Source organism: Enterococcus sp. C46, assembly GCF_040887565.1.
Taxonomy (GTDB): domain Bacteria; phylum Bacillota; class Bacilli; order Lactobacillales; family Enterococcaceae; genus Enterococcus_B; species Enterococcus_B lactis.
Window position 1 is genome coordinate 13,474 of the sequence record NZ_JBFOGA010000010.1, and the last position, 19,201, is coordinate 32,674.

General features: G+C 37.8%; 17 protein-coding genes. 13 read left to right on the forward strand and 4 right to left on the reverse strand.

Translation table 11 applies throughout. From position 1 onward, the window contains the following. Window positions 1–52: 52 nt before the first annotated feature. A complete protein-coding gene (gene leuS / locus AB3I27_RS12220; protein WP_002310817.1) occupies window positions 53–2,467 on the forward strand; it encodes a leucine--tRNA ligase in 2,415 nt (804 codons plus the stop codon). A gap of 180 nt (window positions 2,468–2,647) precedes the next feature. Then, on the forward strand, window positions 2,648–3,739 hold the full coding sequence (locus AB3I27_RS12225; protein WP_104760374.1) for an FUSC family protein: 1,092 nt from the start codon (window positions 2,648–2,650) through the stop codon (window positions 3,737–3,739). A gap of 183 nt (window positions 3,740–3,922) precedes the next feature. Here the strand turns inward: AB3I27_RS12225 and AB3I27_RS12230 are convergent, their stop codons facing one another. Next, window positions 3,923–4,216 carry an antibiotic biosynthesis monooxygenase family protein gene (locus AB3I27_RS12230; RefSeq protein WP_002285944.1) on the reverse strand — a complete coding sequence of 98 codons (294 nt, stop codon included), beginning with the start codon at window positions 4,214–4,216 and terminating at the stop codon, window positions 3,923–3,925. 167 nt (window positions 4,217–4,383) lie between these two features. Here AB3I27_RS12230 and AB3I27_RS12235 point away from each other — a divergent pair, with 167 nt between their 5' ends. The 5 genes from AB3I27_RS12235 to celB are packed head-to-tail and all read left to right on the forward strand — an operon-like array spanning window position 4,384 to window position 8,926. Further along, complete coding sequence (locus tag AB3I27_RS12235) at window positions 4,384–4,698, forward strand: PTS cellobiose transporter subunit IIB (RefSeq protein ID WP_002310819.1); 315 nt, start codon at window positions 4,384–4,386, stop codon at window positions 4,696–4,698. 20 nt (window positions 4,699–4,718) lie between these two features. Then, complete coding sequence (locus AB3I27_RS12240) at window positions 4,719–6,698, forward strand: transcription antiterminator (protein WP_002344922.1); 1,980 nt, start codon at window positions 4,719–4,721, stop codon at window positions 6,696–6,698. A 12-nt stretch (window positions 6,699–6,710) separates the two neighbouring features. Then, complete coding sequence (locus AB3I27_RS12245; protein WP_104760373.1) at window positions 6,711–7,037, forward strand: PTS cellobiose transporter subunit IIA; 327 nt, start codon at window positions 6,711–6,713, stop codon at window positions 7,035–7,037. 15 nt (window positions 7,038–7,052) lie between these two features. Next, a complete protein-coding gene (locus AB3I27_RS12250) occupies window positions 7,053–7,571 on the forward strand; it encodes a hypothetical protein (RefSeq protein WP_002310821.1) in 519 nt (172 codons plus the stop codon). After that, window positions 7,571–8,926, forward strand: coding sequence for a PTS cellobiose transporter subunit IIC (celB, locus tag AB3I27_RS12255; RefSeq protein ID WP_002344923.1), 1,356 nt, complete (start codon window positions 7,571–7,573; stop codon window positions 8,924–8,926). The genes AB3I27_RS12250 and celB overlap by 1 nt, the downstream gene beginning before the upstream one ends. 214 nt (window positions 8,927–9,140) lie before the next feature. On the opposite strand, the gene AB3I27_RS12260 is transcribed toward celB, so the two are convergent. Continuing rightward, a complete protein-coding gene (locus AB3I27_RS12260; protein WP_002320520.1) occupies window positions 9,141–9,440 on the reverse strand; it encodes a hypothetical protein in 300 nt (99 codons plus the stop codon). A gap of 120 nt (window positions 9,441–9,560) precedes the next feature. Here AB3I27_RS12260 and AB3I27_RS12265 point away from each other — a divergent pair, with 120 nt between their 5' ends. Further along, entirely contained in the window at window positions 9,561–10,256 is a 696-nt protein-coding gene (locus AB3I27_RS12265; RefSeq protein ID WP_230311500.1) for a hypothetical protein, read from the forward strand. 74 nt (window positions 10,257–10,330) lie between these two features. On the opposite strand, the gene AB3I27_RS12270 is transcribed toward AB3I27_RS12265, so the two are convergent. After that, window positions 10,331–11,836 (reverse strand): UDP-N-acetylmuramoyl-L-alanyl-D-glutamate--L-lysine ligase, encoded by a 1,506-nt coding sequence (locus tag AB3I27_RS12270; protein ID WP_104760372.1) that lies wholly within the window; start codon window positions 11,834–11,836, stop codon window positions 10,331–10,333. A gap of 91 nt (window positions 11,837–11,927) precedes the next feature. Then, window positions 11,928–12,518 (reverse strand): YitT family protein, encoded by a 591-nt coding sequence (locus AB3I27_RS12275; protein ID WP_002310826.1) that lies wholly within the window; start codon window positions 12,516–12,518, stop codon window positions 11,928–11,930. Window positions 12,519–12,696: 178 nt separating this feature from the next. Between AB3I27_RS12275 and AB3I27_RS12280 the strand changes: the two genes are divergently transcribed. From AB3I27_RS12280 to AB3I27_RS12300, 5 genes are all read left to right on the forward strand, one after another. After that, window positions 12,697–14,343: a polysaccharide biosynthesis protein gene (locus AB3I27_RS12280; RefSeq protein ID WP_002314455.1), complete on the forward strand. Its 1,647-nt coding sequence runs from the start codon at window positions 12,697–12,699 to the stop codon at window positions 14,341–14,343. A gap of 48 nt (window positions 14,344–14,391) precedes the next feature. Next, a complete protein-coding gene (locus AB3I27_RS12285) occupies window positions 14,392–15,111 on the forward strand; it encodes a pseudouridine synthase (protein ID WP_002320519.1) in 720 nt (239 codons plus the stop codon). A gap of 478 nt (window positions 15,112–15,589) precedes the next feature. Continuing rightward, entirely contained in the window at window positions 15,590–16,537 is a 948-nt protein-coding gene (locus tag AB3I27_RS12290) for a sugar ABC transporter permease (protein WP_002310829.1), read from the forward strand. An 11-nt stretch (window positions 16,538–16,548) separates the two neighbouring features. Beyond that, on the forward strand, window positions 16,549–17,469 hold the full coding sequence (locus tag AB3I27_RS12295) for a carbohydrate ABC transporter permease (RefSeq protein ID WP_002310830.1): 921 nt from the start codon (window positions 16,549–16,551) through the stop codon (window positions 17,467–17,469). 34 nt (window positions 17,470–17,503) lie between these two features. Beyond that, the gene (locus AB3I27_RS12300) at window positions 17,504–18,964 is read left to right on the forward strand and encodes an ABC transporter substrate-binding protein (RefSeq protein WP_222896938.1); all 1,461 of its coding nucleotides are present in this window, start codon (window positions 17,504–17,506) and stop codon (window positions 18,962–18,964) included. Window positions 18,965–19,201: the final 237 nt, after the last annotated feature.

Below are 19,201 nucleotides of genomic sequence, written 5' to 3' on the forward strand. Positions count from 1 at the left end.
TTTTTTCGCTATAATAGAAACAAGCGTTTTTAATAGAACAGGAGGACAGAAAATGAGTTACAATCATAAAGAAATTGAGAAAAAATGGCAAAAATACTGGGCAAAAACGAATACCTTCAACACCCATGATGATCCTGAAAAACCAAAATTTTATGCACTGGATATGTTTCCCTATCCATCCGGACAAGGGCTCCATGTAGGGCATCCTGAAGGTTATACGGCAACGGATATCCTTTCCCGTGTGAAAAGAAGTCAAGGATACAACGTACTGCATCCAATGGGGTGGGATGCATTCGGCCTACCTGCAGAGCAATATGCGTTAGATACAGGAAACGATCCGGCTGAATTTACCCAAAAAAATATCGAAACATTCCGACGCCAAATCAATTCTTTAGGATTTAGTTATGACTGGAATCGCGAAGTGAATACAACTGATCCAGAGTATTACAAATGGACACAATGGATCTTTACAAAGCTTTATGAAAAAGGCCTGGCTTATGAAGCAGAAGTAGCGGTAAACTGGGTACCTGAATTAGGAACAGTTATTTCAAATGAAGAAGTGATCGATGGAAAAAGTGAACGTGGTGGCTATGACGTAGTCAGAAAACCAATGCGCCAATGGATGTTGAAAATCACTGCTTATGCCGATCGCTTATTGGATGATCTAGAACTAGTTGACTGGCCAGAAAGCATCAAGGAAATGCAAAGAAATTGGATCGGTCGTTCAGTGGGAGCAAATATTGAATTTAAAGTGGCGGGTACGGATAAATCCTATACCGTGTTTACGACACGACCAGATACTTTATTCGGTGCAACTTACTCGGTTCTTGCACCTGAACTAGATCTTGTTAGAGAAATTACGACCCCTGAACAAAAAGCTGCTGTAGAAGCTTATATCGAAGAGACAGCGAAAAAATCAGATCTGAAGAGAACAGATCTTGCAAAAGAAAAAACAGGAGTATTTACTGGTGCTTACGCAATCAATCCAGTCAATGGCAAAGAAATCCCAATCTGGATCGCTGATTATGTATTAGCTTCTTACGGCACAGGAGCTATCATGGCTGTTCCAGCACATGATGAACGTGACTTTGAATTCGCTCAAACTTTCGGACTAGAGATTCTTCCAGTTATCGAAGGTGGAGATGTTCAAAAAGCTGCTTACACAGAAGATGGTACGCACATCAACTCTGAATTTCTAGACGGTATGAACAAACAAGAAGCAATCGACAAAATGAATGAATGGCTAGAAGAAAATGGCGTAGGGAAAAAAGAAGTCAGCTATCGCTTACGTGACTGGCTATTCTCCCGTCAACGTTACTGGGGCGAACCAATCCCAATCATCCACTGGGAAGACGGAACAGTCACAGCTGTCCCAGAAGAAGAGTTACCATTACGTTTGCCTAAGACAAAAAATATCAAGCCAAGCGGTACTGGAGAATCTCCATTAGCAAATATTGAGGAGTGGGTCAATGTCGTTGATCCTGTAACAGGTAAAAAAGGCCGTCGCGAAACGAATACAATGCCACAATGGGCAGGAAGCTCATGGTATTACCTGCGTTATATCGACCCTCATAACAAAAAAGAACTAGCAGATTATGAAAAGTTGAAGCGTTGGCTACCAGTTGACATCTACATTGGTGGAGCAGAACATGCGGTGCTTCATTTACTATATGCACGATTCTGGCATAAGTTCTTATACGATATCGGTGTTGTTCCTACAAAAGAACCATTCCAAAAACTATACAATCAAGGAATGATCTTAGGCGAAAACAACGAAAAAATGTCAAAATCTCGCGGTAATGTAGTCAATCCTGATGATGTGGTTGAAACTTACGGTGCAGATACACTGCGCATGTACGAAATGTTCATGGGACCATTAGACGCTTCGATTGCTTGGAGCGAAAATGGCTTAGAAGGAAGCCGTAAATTCTTAGATCGTGTATGGCGTTTGATCGTTGATGAAAACAATAAAATGCGTGACCGTATCACTACATTGAACGACGGCAAACTTGATAAAGTATACCATCAAACAGTAAAAAAAGTGACAGAAGACTATGAAAATCTTCATTTCAATACAGCAATCTCCCAATTGATGGTCTTTATCAATGAAGCCTATAAAGTGGACGCTCTGCCTTATGAATATATCGAAGGATTTGTTCAACTACTCGCACCGATTGCTCCTCACATGGGTGAAGAACTATGGTCTATCCTTGGAAATGATGGTGGTATTTCTTACGCACCATGGCCAACATATGACGAAGCAGCACTTGTGGAAGACGAAGTAGAAGTTGTTTTCCAAGTAAACGGTAAAGTTCGTGCGAAAAGCAATGTTCCCCGAGACTTAGGGAAAGATGAGCTAGAAAAAGTAGCATTAGCCAATGAAACAGTGCAAGAATATATCGAAGGCAAAACAGTCAGAAAAGTTATTGCGGTACCAAATAAGTTAGTCAATATCGTTGCTAATTAAATAACCTGATAAAAGCAGTTGGCAGAATCTCTGTCAGCTGTTTTTTTGTAAAAAAACATGAATAGAGAAAATAGTTGACAAGAAAATAACAACGCCATATGATGTTCCATAGTATTTACAACCTGTCATAGTTGACTGTAAAAAATATTGAAATAAAAGTAAAAGAAAGGACGACAACAGGTGAATTTTTATCAGTCTCTACAACTAGATCCGTTTATTTTAAAACAAAAAATACGAGAAGCAGCTTCTAAAAAAGAAAAGTGCATGTATATTTGTTCATTGTTTTTACGATCATTATTCATCGTATTGTTTGCCATTTGTTTTATTATTTTCATTACAACATTGTTTGAATCGACGCATAAACCATACGCGGTGGTTTTATTCTGTATGTTGATGAGTATTCGTTTTGTTGATTTTGGTTATAAGATTTCTCATTCGATCATTAGTTTAGCCATCGTTATGCTCTCACTATTAACAGCGCCTTATGTCCATCTGATTAAATGGACAGTTATGGGCATGTTGATTCATTTTGTTTTACTAAGCAGCATATTAATGGCAACCGCTAGTGATCCCAAAATGGGGAATGCTTCTTTGTACGGCTTTTCATATCTCTTTATTGTTTATTCGTTACCTAAAGATTCGTTGAACAAGAATTTCTTTACACAAACAAGTAGCTTATTGTTTTTGTTTTTTTGTTGGTTTTCAGTTCTCCTTTACAGAAAACATCGAGAAAAGAACAAAGACAAAAGCTTGTTTAAAGAGATTTTTTTGAAAGGCATGTATTCGCAGGAAAAAATTTGGATGCTCATCTATGCATTTGGCATTAGCTTTTTGATTGTTGCAGGAGAGTATGTCCCTTTTCAGCGATTGATGTGGGCAGGGTTTGCATTTTCTTCTATTGTATCTAGCTATGGATTGATGTCGATTGGTTTCAAAGAACGAGCAGTAGACCGAATCATTGGGTCATTGATTGGATGTGCTTTATTTATTGGTATCAGCCAATTTATTCCTTTTAACTGGGTCGGTATATTAGGTGGTCTAGCTTTAGGTGTTTGTTCTACCTATAGATATAAAACAGTTTTTAATTGTTTTGGTGCTTTGGCAATCACTGCCAGTTTATTCGGGGTTCCAGGAGCAGTGTCAATCCGTATCTTTGAGAATGTTCTTGGGGTATGTCTAGGGGTCATGTATATTGGGTTGACTGAAACACTTATCCGAAAAATAAGAGAAAAACATGAAGTGAATCCTTTGGTAAGTTCCACTAAAAAATAATGAAAAAAATGAAGAAGGGGCTGTGACAAGACTTTTGTCACAGCCTCTTTTTACGAATAAACGGTGTTCCAGAAGTATCTTCTTCGAAAAATGAGCCCAAATTTTACAAAAATTTGAGTAGCAATTTTCGTAAATTCCTTCTTGTTTCTTGAAACTGACCATGTCTGTCACAACTTCATTGTTTTAAGGTAGATCAGTGAAACGTTCGACTTTCATTTTTAATTTATACTTTTTACGGAGTTCGTTTATTTGGGCCATCATTTCGGATTTGTGATGCTTTTCGATTGCTTCTTCATCTTTCCAACGGTCGATCAGTAAAAGAGATTCTGGATCTTCTAGTGGAAAGTAATAGTCATATTTCTCGTTTCCTTCTTCTGCGCGAATCGCTTTGACAATGTTTCTTTCGACCATTTCTTCTGCAAATTTTCTGGCTTGTCCATTTGTACTTGTATACAAAATATTCACTGTGATACTCACTAAATCCCCTCCTGAAAAAATTCTATCACTAGTATATCACGGTGCCAGAAATTATTATTCAAGATATGATACACATTTTTTCCGTAATGCTACGGAAATATATATTTTGAATAGAAAACGCTTACAAGTTATGCTTGATTTATAAAAATAAAAGGAGTGATTGATTTATGAAAAAAGCATTGATTATTTGTGCCGCAGGAATGTCATCATCGATGATGGCCTCAAAGACAACGGATTTGTTTAAGCAAAAAGGAGAAGAGGTACTCGTAGATGCAGTTTCAGCTACAGAAGGCGATAATATGATTAAGAATAGTGATTTTGATTTATTTCTGATCAGCCCGCAAACGACGATGTTTTTGGATAAATTCAAAAAATTAGGAGAATCTGTTGGAAAGCCTGTTGTTAGTATCCCTTTCCAAGCGTATGTCCCAATCCCTACAGGCATCCAGAAGTTAGCAGAGGTGATCGAAGAGAACATATGATGGAATAGGAGTGGATGATAATGAAACAGAAGGAAAAATTGCTGTTGAGATATTTGATTGATCACAGGAAGGAGTATGTCACCAGTCAACGTTTAGCTTCTGAATTGTTATTATCTGATCGGACAATCCGTAATTACTTGCAGCGGATCAAAGAGTTAGTAGAAGAAAACGGAGGTAAGATCCTTGCTAAACCAGGTTATGGCTACCAACTGCACATCTTGCAGAGATTGACATTTGATCTGTTTTTGAGTCGGCAAGAAATAGTACCGGGATATGCTAGAGAACCTCAAGGATTTTATGAGTCGGAAGACCGACAAAAGTATATATTGAATCAACTGCTTTTGGAAGATGCCATTCTTTTTATGGATGATTTGGCAGAAGAGCTTTATATCAGTCGTTCTAGTTTGACAAAGGACATGCAAGCAATCAAAGAGCGGTTGATTCCTTATTCACTAAAAATTGTTTCTAAGCATGGTCAAGGGATATGGATCGAAGGGGAAGAAAGAAATCGACGGCATTTTATCATGGATACTTTTTTCGGGAACCATTGTGGAAATTCATTGAAAGAATATTTAGGACAAAGTCGCTTTTTCACAGACATCAGTTTTGAAGAGCTAGTGATCATCATTCTCGATGAAACAAGAGAAGCTAAGTTAAAAGTTTCTGATTTTATCATACAGAATTTGTCCTTACACTTGGCTTTGGGAATCAAACGTCTACGAGAAGGGTTTGAAATCAAGGAACTAGGTATCGAACAAGAAGTTTCTGATCGAGTAGAGTACCAAGTGGCGCAACGCATTGTTCAACGTATTGAGGTAATCGCGGATGTATCGTTTCCCCAAGAAGAAATTGCTTATTTGACTTTACACCTTATGGCTAAGTCAAATCATAGAGAAAATAAAAATGATCAGGAACTATCAAAGGAAGTAGTGAAAGTTTTGAAGCGATTGTCTCAGGAATTTCGTTTTTCATTAATAGAGGATCACCAGCTTTTCAATGGACTGCTTGATCATTTGTCACCAATGATGATTCGATTGAGCCGAGGCATTCGCATTGAGAACCCTCTGACTGAAGAGATAAAGAAAGAAAATCCCAAAGTTTTTGAAGCAGTAAAAACACATTTCAGCAACATGCCGGCTTTGAAAAACTATACCATCAATGAAGATGAATGGGCCTATTTGGCTTTGCATCTCATGGCGGCATTGGAAAAAGAAAGAGCTACGCATAAGTTACATGCGTTGATCATCTGCGCAACAGGTTATGGCAGTGCTCAATTATTAAAGAATCGTGTGATCAGCGAATTTGGAAAAAATATTACAGTGGTAAATGTAAAAGGCTATTATGAGATCAATGAAACAACTTTAAAAGGAATCGACCTGATTATTTCTTCTATTGATCTTTCGACAATGTTTTTTAAAATTCCAGTTTTACATGTCAGTATTTTTTTGAATGAAGATGATGTTCATAAAATACGAAAGGTAATTGGTGAATCCATACCTTATCATTCCTCAGATCGACCGATACCAGTATTTTCTCTACAGCAAAAAAAGCAGATTTACACCGAGCAGCTGTCTGAAAAATTTTTCAAGACTTATACGTACGAACCAAAAAAAGAAGAAGTTCTTCATGATTTGTTGCAAAAGCTGAGCATAAATGAAGAAGAAGGATATATAAGAGAAATGCGAAAGCAGATCCAGCAACGTGAAAGTATGGGACAAATCATATTCAGTGATACAGTGGCAGTCCCACATCCCGCTGTTCCAGTTGGAATCGAAACAAAGGTAGCCGTTGCATTGATTCCTTCAGGGATGCAATGGTATCAGTATCAAGGAATCCATTTTGTTTTTCTAGTTTCGCCTTCTTATATCGAAAATGAAGGAATTACGGTCGTGACCAAAGCAATCGTTAGGTTAGTTGACCAGCTAAACGTGCAACAGGAAATCTTAGCTGAACCTATTTTTGAGAATTTCAGCAGTAAATTTATCAAACTGATCGAATAAGGAGGAAAACAGGTGACTGAAAAAATAAACAGTGAAACGCTACAAGTGACGTCTTTTGATATCATTTTTCATAGCGGAAATGCACGAACACTGATACATGAAGCATTTCGCTCGATGCGTAAGGAGATGTTTGAAGAAGTAGAAGAGAAGTTGCGACAAGCAAATGAAGAGATTCTTCATGCGCATCAATCACAAACTCAACTTCTGAAAGAATATGCTAGTGGGACAAAAATAGAAATGGAAATTATCATGGTCCATGCACAAGATCATCTGATGACGACGATGACATTATTGGAAGTTGCACAGGAAATGAATTATTTGTATCAAAAAAATAAATAGAAAGGAAGATTTATTGTGCAGGATACAGTAAAAAAGAAAAACGAATTAGAAAAAAAGCAACTTAGTTTGAAAAACATGTATTTCAATCGTTATCTGTTCGTACGCTATCTGACTGCCTTTTTCTTTTTCATGAACATGCAATGGATGATTCTGCTTCTATCAGCTAAAAGTTTAGGAAGCAGTTTACCAATGGTTCTACTTTTAGCTATTTTGCCTGCAGTAGGAGAACAAGTAAAGCTTTATCGAAAGCACCAAACAAATGTTCCATGGACAAAGCGGTATTTTTTGTTTCAGGGTGTCTGCAATATATTATTGATTCCAGTGTTGTTCACCTCAGGATTTACACTCTTGTATCCTTTTATGGCAAATAACAATAGAGGACAGCTATTTGTTTTCATTCTTATTGTAAGCGGTATTTTTGTCAGTGTATTTATCCAGTATCGTTTAAAGAAAATTTCGCTCAATCAAGATCAGCAGTATATCCGTATAAAACAATATGAAAAAGCGTTGTATTTAGGAAAGGAGAATAATTAATGTTTGATTTTTTGCAGAAATACCTGATGGGACCTATGGGGAAAATTGCGCAACTTAAAATCGTTCGGGCTGTCATGGCAGCGGGGATGGCTTCTATTCCTTTCACGATTGTAGGTTCGATGTTTTTGGTTTTGAATATTTTGCCATTACCGTTCCCATTTTTAGAAGGATTTTTTAATGCAACTTTTTTCAAAGTTAGTGACTTGTACATGATCGTCAATACAATGACGATGGGGATTTTATCTATTTACTTTGCCATTGTGTTTGCTTATGAATTAACGTCAATTGAACGAGATGAACAAAAGTTGAACGTTAATCCGCTCACGGGGGCATTACTATCTGTTTTTGCATTCTTTATGTGTATCCCTGAATTGATCATGACTGATGGTAAAATCAGCTTGATTGCTTCTATCAATGAGACAGAAACTGTAGTAAATGGGATACGGATGGGCTCTTTTGTCGAACGTTTAGGAACTTCAGGAATTTTTACAGCTATTATTATGTCGATTATTGCGGTCGAATTGTATTGTATGTGTGTCAAAAGAAATTGGGTCATAAAAATGCCAGATGTTGTTCCGCCAGGAGTTTCTCGTTCTTTCACTGCTCTGATCCCAACATTTGTCATTGCGTTTGTGGTGATGATCATCAATGGATTATTAGTTGCGCTAGGAACGGATATCTTCAAAATGATTGCTATCCCATTTGGGTTTGTTACGCAGCTGACAAATACGTGGCTTGGTGTCATGGTAATTTATTTCTTGATCCATGCATTGTGGATCGTAGGAATCCATGGAGCGAATATCATCACTTCTTTCTTGACCCCAATCGTATTAGCTAATATGGCAGCTAACGCACAAGGCGCAAATTATCCGTTGGCAGGAGAATTCAACAATTCTTATGTAACCGTTGGTGGATCAGGTGCGACCTTAGGATTGATCATCTTTATTGCATTCCTCGCGAAATCTGATCAGCTGAAAGTGTTAGGAAAAGCCTCTCTTGTACCAGGACTATTCAATATCAACGAACCAATTATTTTCGGGATGCCAATCGTTTACAATCCCTATTTAGCGGTTCCGTTTTTCTTAGCACCGATGGCTTCTGCTACACTCGCTTATTTTGCCATTCGGCTGGAAATCGTTAAACCGATGCTTGCACAGATGCCGTGGCCTTCACCAGTTGGAATTGGCGCATTTGTCGGCAGTGGGGGTGATTGGAAAGCGGCTGTGCTAGCTGTCTTTTGTGCAATCATCGCATTCATTATCTGGTTCCCATTTATTAAATTCTATGATAATAAATTATTGAATGAAGAAAGAGAAAAGGCAGCAGAATTAGCTGGCGAAAAGTCAGCTAACTGATTTCTAAGAGAGTGTGGGACAAAAGTAAAGAAAAACTTTTGTCTCACGCTCTAAACATGTGTAAACGGCGGAAGCAGAAGCAACTCCTTCGGAAATAAGCTGAAATTCACAAAAATTTGAAAAGCAATTTTCGTGAATTCCTTCTTATTTCTTGGAGTTAAACGCTTCTGTCCCAGCCTCTATTTATTATAGTCAATATGATTCGAACGAAGTATCAAGGCAGAATACCGAGCGACTGAAGCAAACCTAGACATGTGAATATCAGATAAACGACTAGAAAAAATAGAGCAACCCTTCCGCCTAAGCGCGCGAAAAACTTAGTCTGATGCTTCCGACTCATCAAGTAAGAAAAAAGTAGCAGTAACCATCCAACAATCGATGCATCAACTGGCAAATGGAGATTTCTAAAAATAACGACCCCCATTTTGCCACTTTGCAAATTCAAAGTTAGAAAAATGACAGAAAAAAGAGAAAGAAAAAAGATACCGTTTGCTAAGTTGAAAAATTTTTTCATAATAACCACCTTTATATTATTGAAAAAATAATAAACATATAGAAAAAATAGGAATAATAAAATATAATTAAAGTATACTAATTAATTAGTATAAATACTATAAATTTTGGAGGTTTTATTATGAAAAATAGTTTTTTTAAAGCTATAGTATTAACAACGTTTGTTTCAATTAATTTAGGGATGGGACCTGTAGTAAAAGCCCAAGAGGTTCAATTTGATACTCAGCAAAGTATGTCTTCAGAAATGCTGTCTAATTTAGAATTAGAAATGAATGAAAAAATTGCGCTTGATTTAAACAAATTTATTAGTGAGAATAAACTAAAAGTAACGATAGAAAATCCGACCGTAGAAATAAATGAAAACGTTATCTATAAAGGGTATAATGAAGAAATAATAAAAGATAAAATTAGTGAAGATATAGAGCAATTTAAAGAAAATTTATATGAAATGACTTTAAACACAGAAAAGACAGATGCAGAAAAGAAAATCATAAATAATGGGAGTTATTATACTGCTCGAGTATGGTCTGGAGTTCCAGCAATAGGGCATGGTTACATAAATCAGGACTTTAGAGTAACTATTTCAGGCGGACGTGTGATAAGTACTAATTTTTTGGGGTCAAGTTATTCTAGCGGATTCTTAATAGGAACATGGTCACATAATCGTTCTTGGGCTGAAACTCGAGGAGGAGGAACTTTATTGGACATATATATGAGAGGAACGTTGCGATATGGCATAGGAGATTTTTCATATAATTATCCGGCAACTTTTCTTGATAATTGTAGAGTCAGTGGTAACAGGCTAGTAAATGTTTAAAACAAAAGACATAGACGGGACGCTATGAAAAGTTTTCTTTTCATAGCGTCCCGTCCACTAGAACATAAATAACATTACTCTTCAATCAACCGCTTCACGATTGCATAATCCCCTTCATAAGGTTCATCTACACCATTGATTTTTTGATAGGGATCAACCCCTTTTCCCGCAATGACGACTGAATCCTGCGGAGTACTTTCTGCTAAAGCACGTCGAATCGCTTCAGGACGGTCCATTTCATAATGAACGATCAATTCTGGATTAGTAATTGCTTCATTGATTTCTTCCGCGATTTTTTGCGGATCTTCAAATGCTGGGTCATCTGCCGTCAAAAAGGCAACGTCAGCTGTTTCTGATAGCACTTTTCCAAAATCATGTCGACGGGAGATTGCTTTGTTTCCTGGGCTGCCTAATACAACAATTACACGACCATCTGGATGTTCATTTTTGGCAAATTCCAGCAATGTTTTCAAACTTAGATAATTATGTGCGTAGTCCACATAGACATGCGCCCCATTTGTTTGGATCAATTGATCCATTCGACCTGGTACACGAGCTTCTTTTAATCCGGCTTGTGCATCTTGACTGGAAGCACCGGTTAGTGCTGCGGCAATGATCGCACTGGCTGCATTTTCTTGATTGAATCCTCCGGCCAGCAAAATATCATAAGCAGTATCGCAGATAGCTAAGTGATCTTGACGAGAAGATAAAGTAAACCCGTGGGTACCTTTGTCTGAATGGATCACTTGATAATTGCTTTCTTCCGAACGGCCATAAGTGATCGTTGGGATCTGGAATAGATCGGCGGTTTCTTTAAGCAAATCAAAATAGTCACTTTCGTGATTCAAAACAACTGTTTTTGAGTTTAAGATCAATTGACGCTTGCAATAGAAATAATCATCGAATGTTGGATGTTCGATCGGACTGATATGGTCAGGCGAGATATTCAAGAAGATTCCTACATCTAAAGTCAACCCGTACACACGTTGTGTTTTGTAAGCTTGAGAAGAAACTTCCATCACTAGATGAGTCATACCATTTTCAACTGCTTCTGCCATCATACGATATAAATCTAATGACTCAGGCGTTGTTAAATGGGATTTGAAATACGTTTTGCCATCTAGCGTTGTATTCATCGTAGAAAGCAATGCAGTTTTTTTATTCGTTGTGTGATCCAAGATTGCTTTAGTAAAGTACGCAGCAGTTGTTTTACCTTTTGTTCCAGTGAATCCAATCACTTTCAATTTATTTTGTGGATAGTCGTAAAAGGCCATAGCAAGAAGTGCCATTGCTTTACGGATATCCGTCACAATGATTCCTACTGCTGAATTTTCGTATGGCTGCTCTGATACGTAATATTGGATACCTTGTTCGATCGCTGAATCCAAATATTCATCTTTGAAATTCATTCCTTTACAGAAAAACAGAGTAGAAGCATCAGCTTTTCTTGAATCATAACTTAACTGAAGAAATTCAGCTTTTTCTGGTACATCAAGATGCCAGCCTTTTGTTGAAACAAATTCTTTTAATAGATGTTCTTTTAATAGTAAATGACGGATGTCTTCTAAAGAGAAGCTCATTGATTGATCCCTCGCTTCATTCAATTTCTTGATTTATTATAGCACACTCTTTTCAATATATCGTTTGATTCCGCTATGACAAAATCCAGCTTTATTCAAATTTTCTTGACACAGGGGACAAGCGGATGAGTATTTTCATAAACAATGAACTGACTGTAATAGATAGGAGAACGAACAGTGTCTCTAACCATCCAAATACATAATAATTCAAAAAGACGATAAGGCTATTCGTAAGTAACAGTCCTTGCGGCATTGGAAGCCGAAAAAATTTGTGGAAAATAATCGGCGGTATCGTTATCCCACCATTTGAGGCTCCAACGGTGTACAATGTGTAAACCCCAAGACTGAACAAAAGACTTCCTGAAATCAGTGAAAAGAAATGTGAGGAGAGCATTTCCACTTTTGGAACAATCTCTAAAACAACAGGAAAAAGCAGACTTCCCGCTACAGTTTTAAAAAATACTGATTTTCCTAATAGAACAGCGGCTAGAAGCAGCATCATAAGGTTGATGATCCAAACAGTAACTGAGCGCTGGATAGAAAAGGCCGTTTCAACTAAATGTCCGATTGCGCCCACTCCGGCGGAAGCTATATCATGAGGGAGCAAGAACCAATTCAATCCAACTGTGATAAAGAAAAGACCTAAAAATATAACGGGTAGTTTTTTTATTTCTTGTGTCATTGATATCTCCTATAAATGTTAGCCATAAAAGGCTGTATATTTCTTTACTTTACCAAAAAAACGAAATCGAATTCAAAAAAACAATCGTTCTTATAAAAGTTATATAAAATCGATTGCCAGTTTCTGTTTTACCAATTAAAATGATAGTAATGTTTTGTAGAAAGTTGGAATCTGACCGATGGATAATCAAAGAAAACCAGCATTAGATCAATTATCACCGCAAGAAAAAATGGCACGAGGCTCTGCCTGGATGACCGCCAGTAATATCATTTCAAGGTTGCTAGGAGCTGTCTATATCATTCCTTGGTATGCTTGGATGGGCGAAAATGCTAAGGCTGCCAATGGATTATTCAATATGGGGTACAATATATATGCATTGTTTCTACTGATCTCTACAGCAGGAATACCCGCGGCGATCGCAAAACAAACCGCGCGATATAATTCGTTGAATGAATATGGCACTTCACGACGATTATTCATCCGGGCATTACAGATGATGGGCGGGTTAGGTCTGTTGTTCGCTTTGTTCATGTACATCGCCTCTCCTTGGCTAGCTCATGCTTCTGGTGGCGGAGAAGAACTGATTCCAACGATGCGCTCTTTGAGTATCGCTGTATTGGTTTTTCCTTGTATGAGTGTGATACGAGGGTATTTTCAAGGGAATCAAGAGATGATGCCTTATGCGCTGTCGCAGATCGTTGAACAAGTGGCACGTATTTTTTATATGCTATTGGCTACATTCATCATCATGAAAGTCATGAATGGCGATTATGTGACAGCGGTCACGCAATCAACTTTCGCGGCATTTATCGGTATGCTAGCAAGTATCCTTGTCCTTTTGTATTTTTTGAAGAAACATCAAGCGTATACATCTGCATTTATCCACTACAGCGAAAACAAAGTAAATATTGCAACGAAGGAATTGTTGTTAGATACCATTAAAGAAGCAATACCGTTTATTATCGTTGGTTCAGGGGTAACAATCTTCAAATTAGTCGATCAATTCACTTTTATGAGGATCATGTCCGCATCCACTGAATATTCCAACGCACAGTTGTTAGATCTTTTTTCGATTTTCAGTGCCAATCCAGATAAGTTGACGATGGTAGTTATCGCATTGGCAACATCGATCGCGTCTACCGGGTTACCGTTGATTACAGAAGCTGTTACGTTGAAAGATCGAGTAGGGCTGGCAAAATTGACGAGCGGAAATTTACAACTGTTTTCATTTTTTATGTTTCCAGCGACATTCGGTGTCATGTTACTCGCCTATCCGCTAAACACATTATTTTATACACCAGATTCTCTAGGAAGCAATGTACTGATCCAAGCAAGTTTTGTAGGACTCTTCTTAGGGTTATATATGCTAGTTTCCAACATGCTGCAAGGAATGTTTGAAAACAGGGCAGCAATCAGTTATTTGGTTGTTGGGTTTCTGGTGAAACTACTTCTTCAATATCCAGCCATTCGTTTATTTGAAGTGTATGGCCCTTTATTAGCGACAATGCTCGGTTTTGCTGTGTCTTGTACCTTAATCTTAAAGAGGATCCATGAAGTAGCCCGCTTTAAACCAAGTTTTGTCTGGCGTAGGACATTACTGATCTTTATTCTTACCTTGATTATGCTTTTTGCTTCGTGGATCACAAAGATAATTTTTGGGACTTTCTTAAATGAAGATAGCAAATTCCAGTCTCTATTATTGATTCTTGCAGTAGCAGGTATAGGGGCATTGGTGTACGGTTATTTAGCTTTGAAAATCCGTTTGGCAGAAAGACTACTAGGACCAGGAATAGCGCGTTTACGACACAAATTAAAAATAAAATAAGTGAATGGGAAGAGCAGAATCAATGCTCTTTTGAAATGGGGGAAACGCATGCGTTTAGATAAATTTTTAGCAGATATGGGACTTGGTAGCCGCAAAGAAGTCAAAGGATTGATCAAAAAAGGAACGATTGAAGTCAATGGGCAAGTGGTCAAAAGCGATAAAACGCAAGTAAACGAGTTTGAAGATACGGTTACTTATTTAGGAGAAATCATTGCGTATCAAAAAGATTTTTATTATATTTTGCATAAACCTGCAGGAGTCATTTCTGCTACTCAGGATAATCATGACCAAACCGTAATCGATTTGTTGAAAGATCAAGATTATCGGGAAGATCTTTTTCCAGTTGGCCGATTGGATAAAGACACGGAAGGCCTCCTGATTTTAACGAATGATGGGATATTTGCTCATCAGTTATTATCACCAAAAAAACACGTGGAGAAAGAATATCTAGCTGAGGTTAGCGGTATAATGACAGAAGAAGATATCCGTTTATTTGCAGAAGGATTAATTATTGATGGCGATGAGCAGACATTGCCGGCAAAACTCCAAATTGATCAAGTAGATCAAGAGTCAGAAACTTCAATTATCCGACTGATTTTGCATGAAGGGAAGTTTCACCAAGTCAAGCGAATGGTCAAAGCAGTAGGAAAAGAAGTCTTATATTTAAAAAGAATCCGTATGGGGAATTTTTGGCTGCCTAAAGATTTGAATAAAGGGCAGTATCGCCCCATGACCAAAGAAGAGCTAGAACAAGTGAGAGAAAAATAAGTGAATGGACAGTTAAAAGAATAAGTAGCGTAGTTGTAGCGCCATCTGAAAAGCAGACTTATCCGTCTGACTTTTGGATGGCCTTTTTGTGAAATTTCGACTTATTTCCGTAGAAGCTACTTCTGGAACATTGTTTGTTCAGAATAAGGGACTGTGACAAGACTTTTGTCACAGTCCCCATTGCTCCTTGTGACTCGGAGTTAGATAGTAAGGTCACGATCTCCCTAATATTCAGGACAAAACGCTGATTTCACAACCTCTGATAAACGGTGTGCAATCAGCTGACCCTCGGTATTAGCTCAAAAAACGGCAAAATATGAGAAACTATTTTTCCGTTCTTTTCTCTAATACTCAGGACAAAACGCTGATTTCACAACCTCTCCTATACTTTGTTTCATTTTCCCTATACTTTGTTTATTTATTCTCATTATTGAAAGCGCTATAATGACGTTGCGAATGAATCGAAAGGGGTTTTTAGATGAAAAAACGAAAGGGGTTCAATCATTTTTTTATGAATCTATGGCGTTATAAAGCACTTGTCCTGATGGCTGTACCGGGTATGCTTTGGATGATTTTTTTCTTTTACATACCTGTAATGGCGAATGTCGTAGCATTCAAAAATTTTCATATTTCAGCAGATGGGTTCCTGGCTAGCCTGAGGGAAAGTCCTTGGGTGGGTTGGGAAAATTTCAAATTTTTATTTTCTTCGGACCAAGCATTTCTCATCACTAAAAATACAATTTTATATAATGTGACATTTATCCTTTTAAATCTGCTCATTTCAGTCGTATTTGCAATCATTATGAGCGAGTTGAGAAATAAACGACTTGTTAAAGTTTATCAAACGATGTCCTTGCTCCCTTATTTTCTATCTTGGGTCATTATCAGTTACTTCGTTTACGCCTTTTTAAGTCCCGACAAAGGAATATTCAACCAGTGGATTACTGGACACGGAGGAGAAGCTGTCAATTGGTATAATGAACCGAAATATTGGCCATTTATCTTAGTGTTCATCGGTACATGGAAAGGGATTGGTTATAACAGCATCATTTACTTTGCATCTGTTATGGGAATCGATCCGACTTATTATGAAGCTGCTATGGTTGATGGAGCTAGCAAATGGCAGCAAATCAAACATGTGACGATACCACAACTGATTCCATTGATGACGATTTTAACGATTTTAGCCGTAGGAAACATTTTTCGAGCTGATTTTGGCCTGTTTTATAACATTCCTAGGAATTCCGGTGCATTGTACGATGTGACTCAAGTTTTGGATACGTATATCTACAATGGGCTGACATCCACAGGAGATTTTGGTATGACGGCTGCTGCAGGACTTTATCAATCAGTTGTTGGTTTTGTCTTATTGATGATCACAAATACGGTCGCCCGTCGTTTTGATAGCGATTCTGCATTATTCTAAGGAGGAAAAAAATGAAAAAAAAGAAAGTGGAGAGAGTCCAAGTCCGTTCTTTCAATAAGACGACCAATTTTTTCTCTAATATAATGATTGCACTCTTTGCTATTTCCTGTATTTTGCCATTTATATTTGTTATTGCCATCTCTGTTACCGATGAGTCCGTATTGTCGACGCACGGGTACAGTTTTTGGCCAGAAAAATTCAGTCTATTTGGTTATACGTATTTGTTCGACCAGATGCAGGATAAAATTTTCCAAGCGCTTTATGTTACTATGCTTGTCACTGTTTTAGGTACACTGATCAATAGCACGGCTACTTCTTTATATGCTTATGCGATTTCGCGGTCAAATTTTCCATTCCGTCGTTTTTTTACCGTTTTTTGTTTGATTACGATGTTGTTCTCACCCGGTATGGTAGCTAATTATCTTGTTATGACAAATCTTCTCCAGTTAAAAGATACGATTTGGGCATTGATCTTGCCAATGGCTGTCAGCCCCTTCAATATTATTGTGATGCGCACATTCTTTAAACGTTCGGTCTCTGATTCGATTATTGAATCGGCGCGGATCGACGGAGCTAGCGAACTTCGAATATTCGTTCAAATCGTTTTACCGTTAGCTGTTCCTGGTATCGCAACAATCAGCTTATTTGCCGCATTGGGTTACTGGAATGACTGGTTCAATGCTTTACTATACATTCAAGATGATAAGCTAGTTCCACTACAGTATCTTTTGATGAAAATCCAAAGTAATATTCAATATCTGACGCAAAATTCAGGAGCAGGAAGCCAATTGACAGGTGGGCTAGCTTCAGTTCCAGGAGAATCCGCCAGAATGGCGATCGTAGTTATCTCTACGTTGCCTATTGCGATCAGCTATCCATTTTTCCAGAAACATTTTGTCAAAGGTCTAACGATCGGTGGAGTAAAAGAATAAAAAAATATAAATCATAAAATTAGGAGGAAGAAAAATGAAGTTATGGAAGAAACTAGCCTTTACAGGTGTTTCAGCATTATTGGTAGGTACATTAGCGGCATGCGGAGGTTCTGGTTCTAAAGAGCAAGCAGAAGCTAGTGATTCGGACACTTTGCAGATGTATCAAATCGGCGATAAACCGGATAATTTCGATCAATTGATGGAAGTGGCAAACAAACGAATCGAAAAAGAGATCGGTGCAAAAGTCAATATCAATTACATTGGTTGGGGCGATTACGAAAAGAAAATGAACGTCATCATTTCTTCCGGAGAAAATTACGATATCGCCTTTGCGAACAACTATGTTTCCAATGCTCAAAAAGGAGCCTTTGCTGATTTGACTGAATTAGCGCCTAAGTACGCTGAAAAAGCGTATAATGATTTAGATGAAGCTTATATCAAAGGAAATTTGGTGAATGGGAAATTATATGCCTTTCCAGTAAATGGAAATGTCTTTGCTCAACAAGTACTTACTTTTAACAAAGCTTTACTAGATAAATATGATCTTTCAATTGATGGAATCCAATCTTACGCTGATGCAGAAAAAGTTTTGAAGGAATTCCATGAAAAAGAACCAAACGCGGCCGCTTTTGCCATTGGACAAGGATTCAAAGTCCAAGGAAACTTTGACTATCCTTTAGGGAACACTTTACCATTTGCTATTGATCTGGATGGAGATGATTCAAAAATCATCAATCAATACGACAATGAAACGTATATCGGCCTGTTGCGTACGATGCATAGCTGGTACAAACAAGGACTCATTCCAAGTGACGCTGCAACGAGCAATAAGGACTATCCACTAGAAGGAAATACTTGGCTGATGCGTGGAGAAACACAAGGACCCTATGATTACGGCGATACGATTTTGACAAATGCAGCAAAACAAGAACTAGTTTCAAAAGCAATTACTGTTCCATTGAAATCTACAGCTCAAGCACAAATGGCAAATTTTGTCGTATCCAATACTTCAAAAAATAAAGAAAAATCAGTAGAACTTCTAGGGCTGCTTAACAGTGATCCAGAATTATTGAATGGACTTGTTTGGGGAATCGAAGGAGAAGCATGGGAAAAAGTCGATGGTTCAGAGGATAAAATCAAATTGCTAGATGGTTATCAGCCAAACACACATATGTCTGCTTGGAATACAGGAAACAACAAGATTCTATATACACAAGAGTCCATTACGGATGACATGATTGCCAAACGCGACCAATCGATTGCTGAAGCAGAAACTTCACCGATTTTAGGATTCAGCTTCAACACGGACAGTGTGAAAACAGAATTAAGTAATATTTCAAATGTCATGAACCAGTATTTGGATGGATTGAATACAGGAACTGTTGATCCAGATGAAACATTGCCGAAATTAAAAGAAGCTTTAGATAAAGCTGGTTATGACAAGGTATTGAAAGAAATGCAAAAACAATATGACGAGTTTCGACAAGAACAATAATGAATAAAGACAAAGAGGTTGTGACAAAAACGTGTCGCAACCTCTTGTTCCGAATAAACGGTGTTCAAAACCTTGCATCTGCGGCAATCAGCCCAACCGAACGAAAAACGTAGAGAGCTATTTTTGTTCGGCTATTCTTATTACTTGATGCAGGGCAGCTCTTTTACAACCTTTAATACTCAGGCCATGGTGCTGATTGCCCAACCTTTTTGTATAATGAGAAAGTATAAACTTAAT

What these genes read in the sequence shown, in the direction of transcription:
- AB3I27_RS12240 (WP_002344922.1), top strand. Translation starts at nt 4,719, where the DNA reads ATGAAACAGAAGGAAAAATTGCTGTTGAGATATTTGATTGATCACAGG.
- AB3I27_RS12295 (WP_002310830.1), top strand. Translation starts at nt 16,549, where the DNA reads ATGAAAAAAAAGAAAGTGGAGAGAGTCCAAGTCCGTTCTTTCAATAAG.
- celB (WP_002344923.1), top strand. Translation starts at nt 7,571, where the DNA reads ATGTTTGATTTTTTGCAGAAATACCTGATGGGACCTATGGGGAAAATT.
- AB3I27_RS12235 (WP_002310819.1), top strand. Translation starts at nt 4,384, where the DNA reads ATGAAAAAAGCATTGATTATTTGTGCCGCAGGAATGTCATCATCGATG.
- AB3I27_RS12290 (WP_002310829.1), top strand. Translation starts at nt 15,590, where the DNA reads ATGAAAAAACGAAAGGGGTTCAATCATTTTTTTATGAATCTATGGCGT.
- AB3I27_RS12270 (WP_104760372.1), bottom strand. Translation starts at nt 11,836, where the DNA reads ATGAGCTTCTCTTTAGAAGACATCCGTCATTTACTATTAAAAGAACAT.
- AB3I27_RS12300 (WP_222896938.1), top strand. Translation starts at nt 17,504, where the DNA reads ATGAAGTTATGGAAGAAACTAGCCTTTACAGGTGTTTCAGCATTATTG.
- AB3I27_RS12280 (WP_002314455.1), top strand. Translation starts at nt 12,697, where the DNA reads ATGGATAATCAAAGAAAACCAGCATTAGATCAATTATCACCGCAAGAA.
- AB3I27_RS12275 (WP_002310826.1), bottom strand. Translation starts at nt 12,518, where the DNA reads ATGACACAAGAAATAAAAAAACTACCCGTTATATTTTTAGGTCTTTTC.
- AB3I27_RS12285 (WP_002320519.1), top strand. Translation starts at nt 14,392, where the DNA reads ATGCGTTTAGATAAATTTTTAGCAGATATGGGACTTGGTAGCCGCAAA.
- leuS (WP_002310817.1), top strand. Translation starts at nt 53, where the DNA reads ATGAGTTACAATCATAAAGAAATTGAGAAAAAATGGCAAAAATACTGG.
- AB3I27_RS12260 (WP_002320520.1), bottom strand. Translation starts at nt 9,440, where the DNA reads ATGAAAAAATTTTTCAACTTAGCAAACGGTATCTTTTTTCTTTCTCTT.
- AB3I27_RS12265 (WP_230311500.1), top strand. Translation starts at nt 9,561, where the DNA reads ATGAAAAATAGTTTTTTTAAAGCTATAGTATTAACAACGTTTGTTTCA.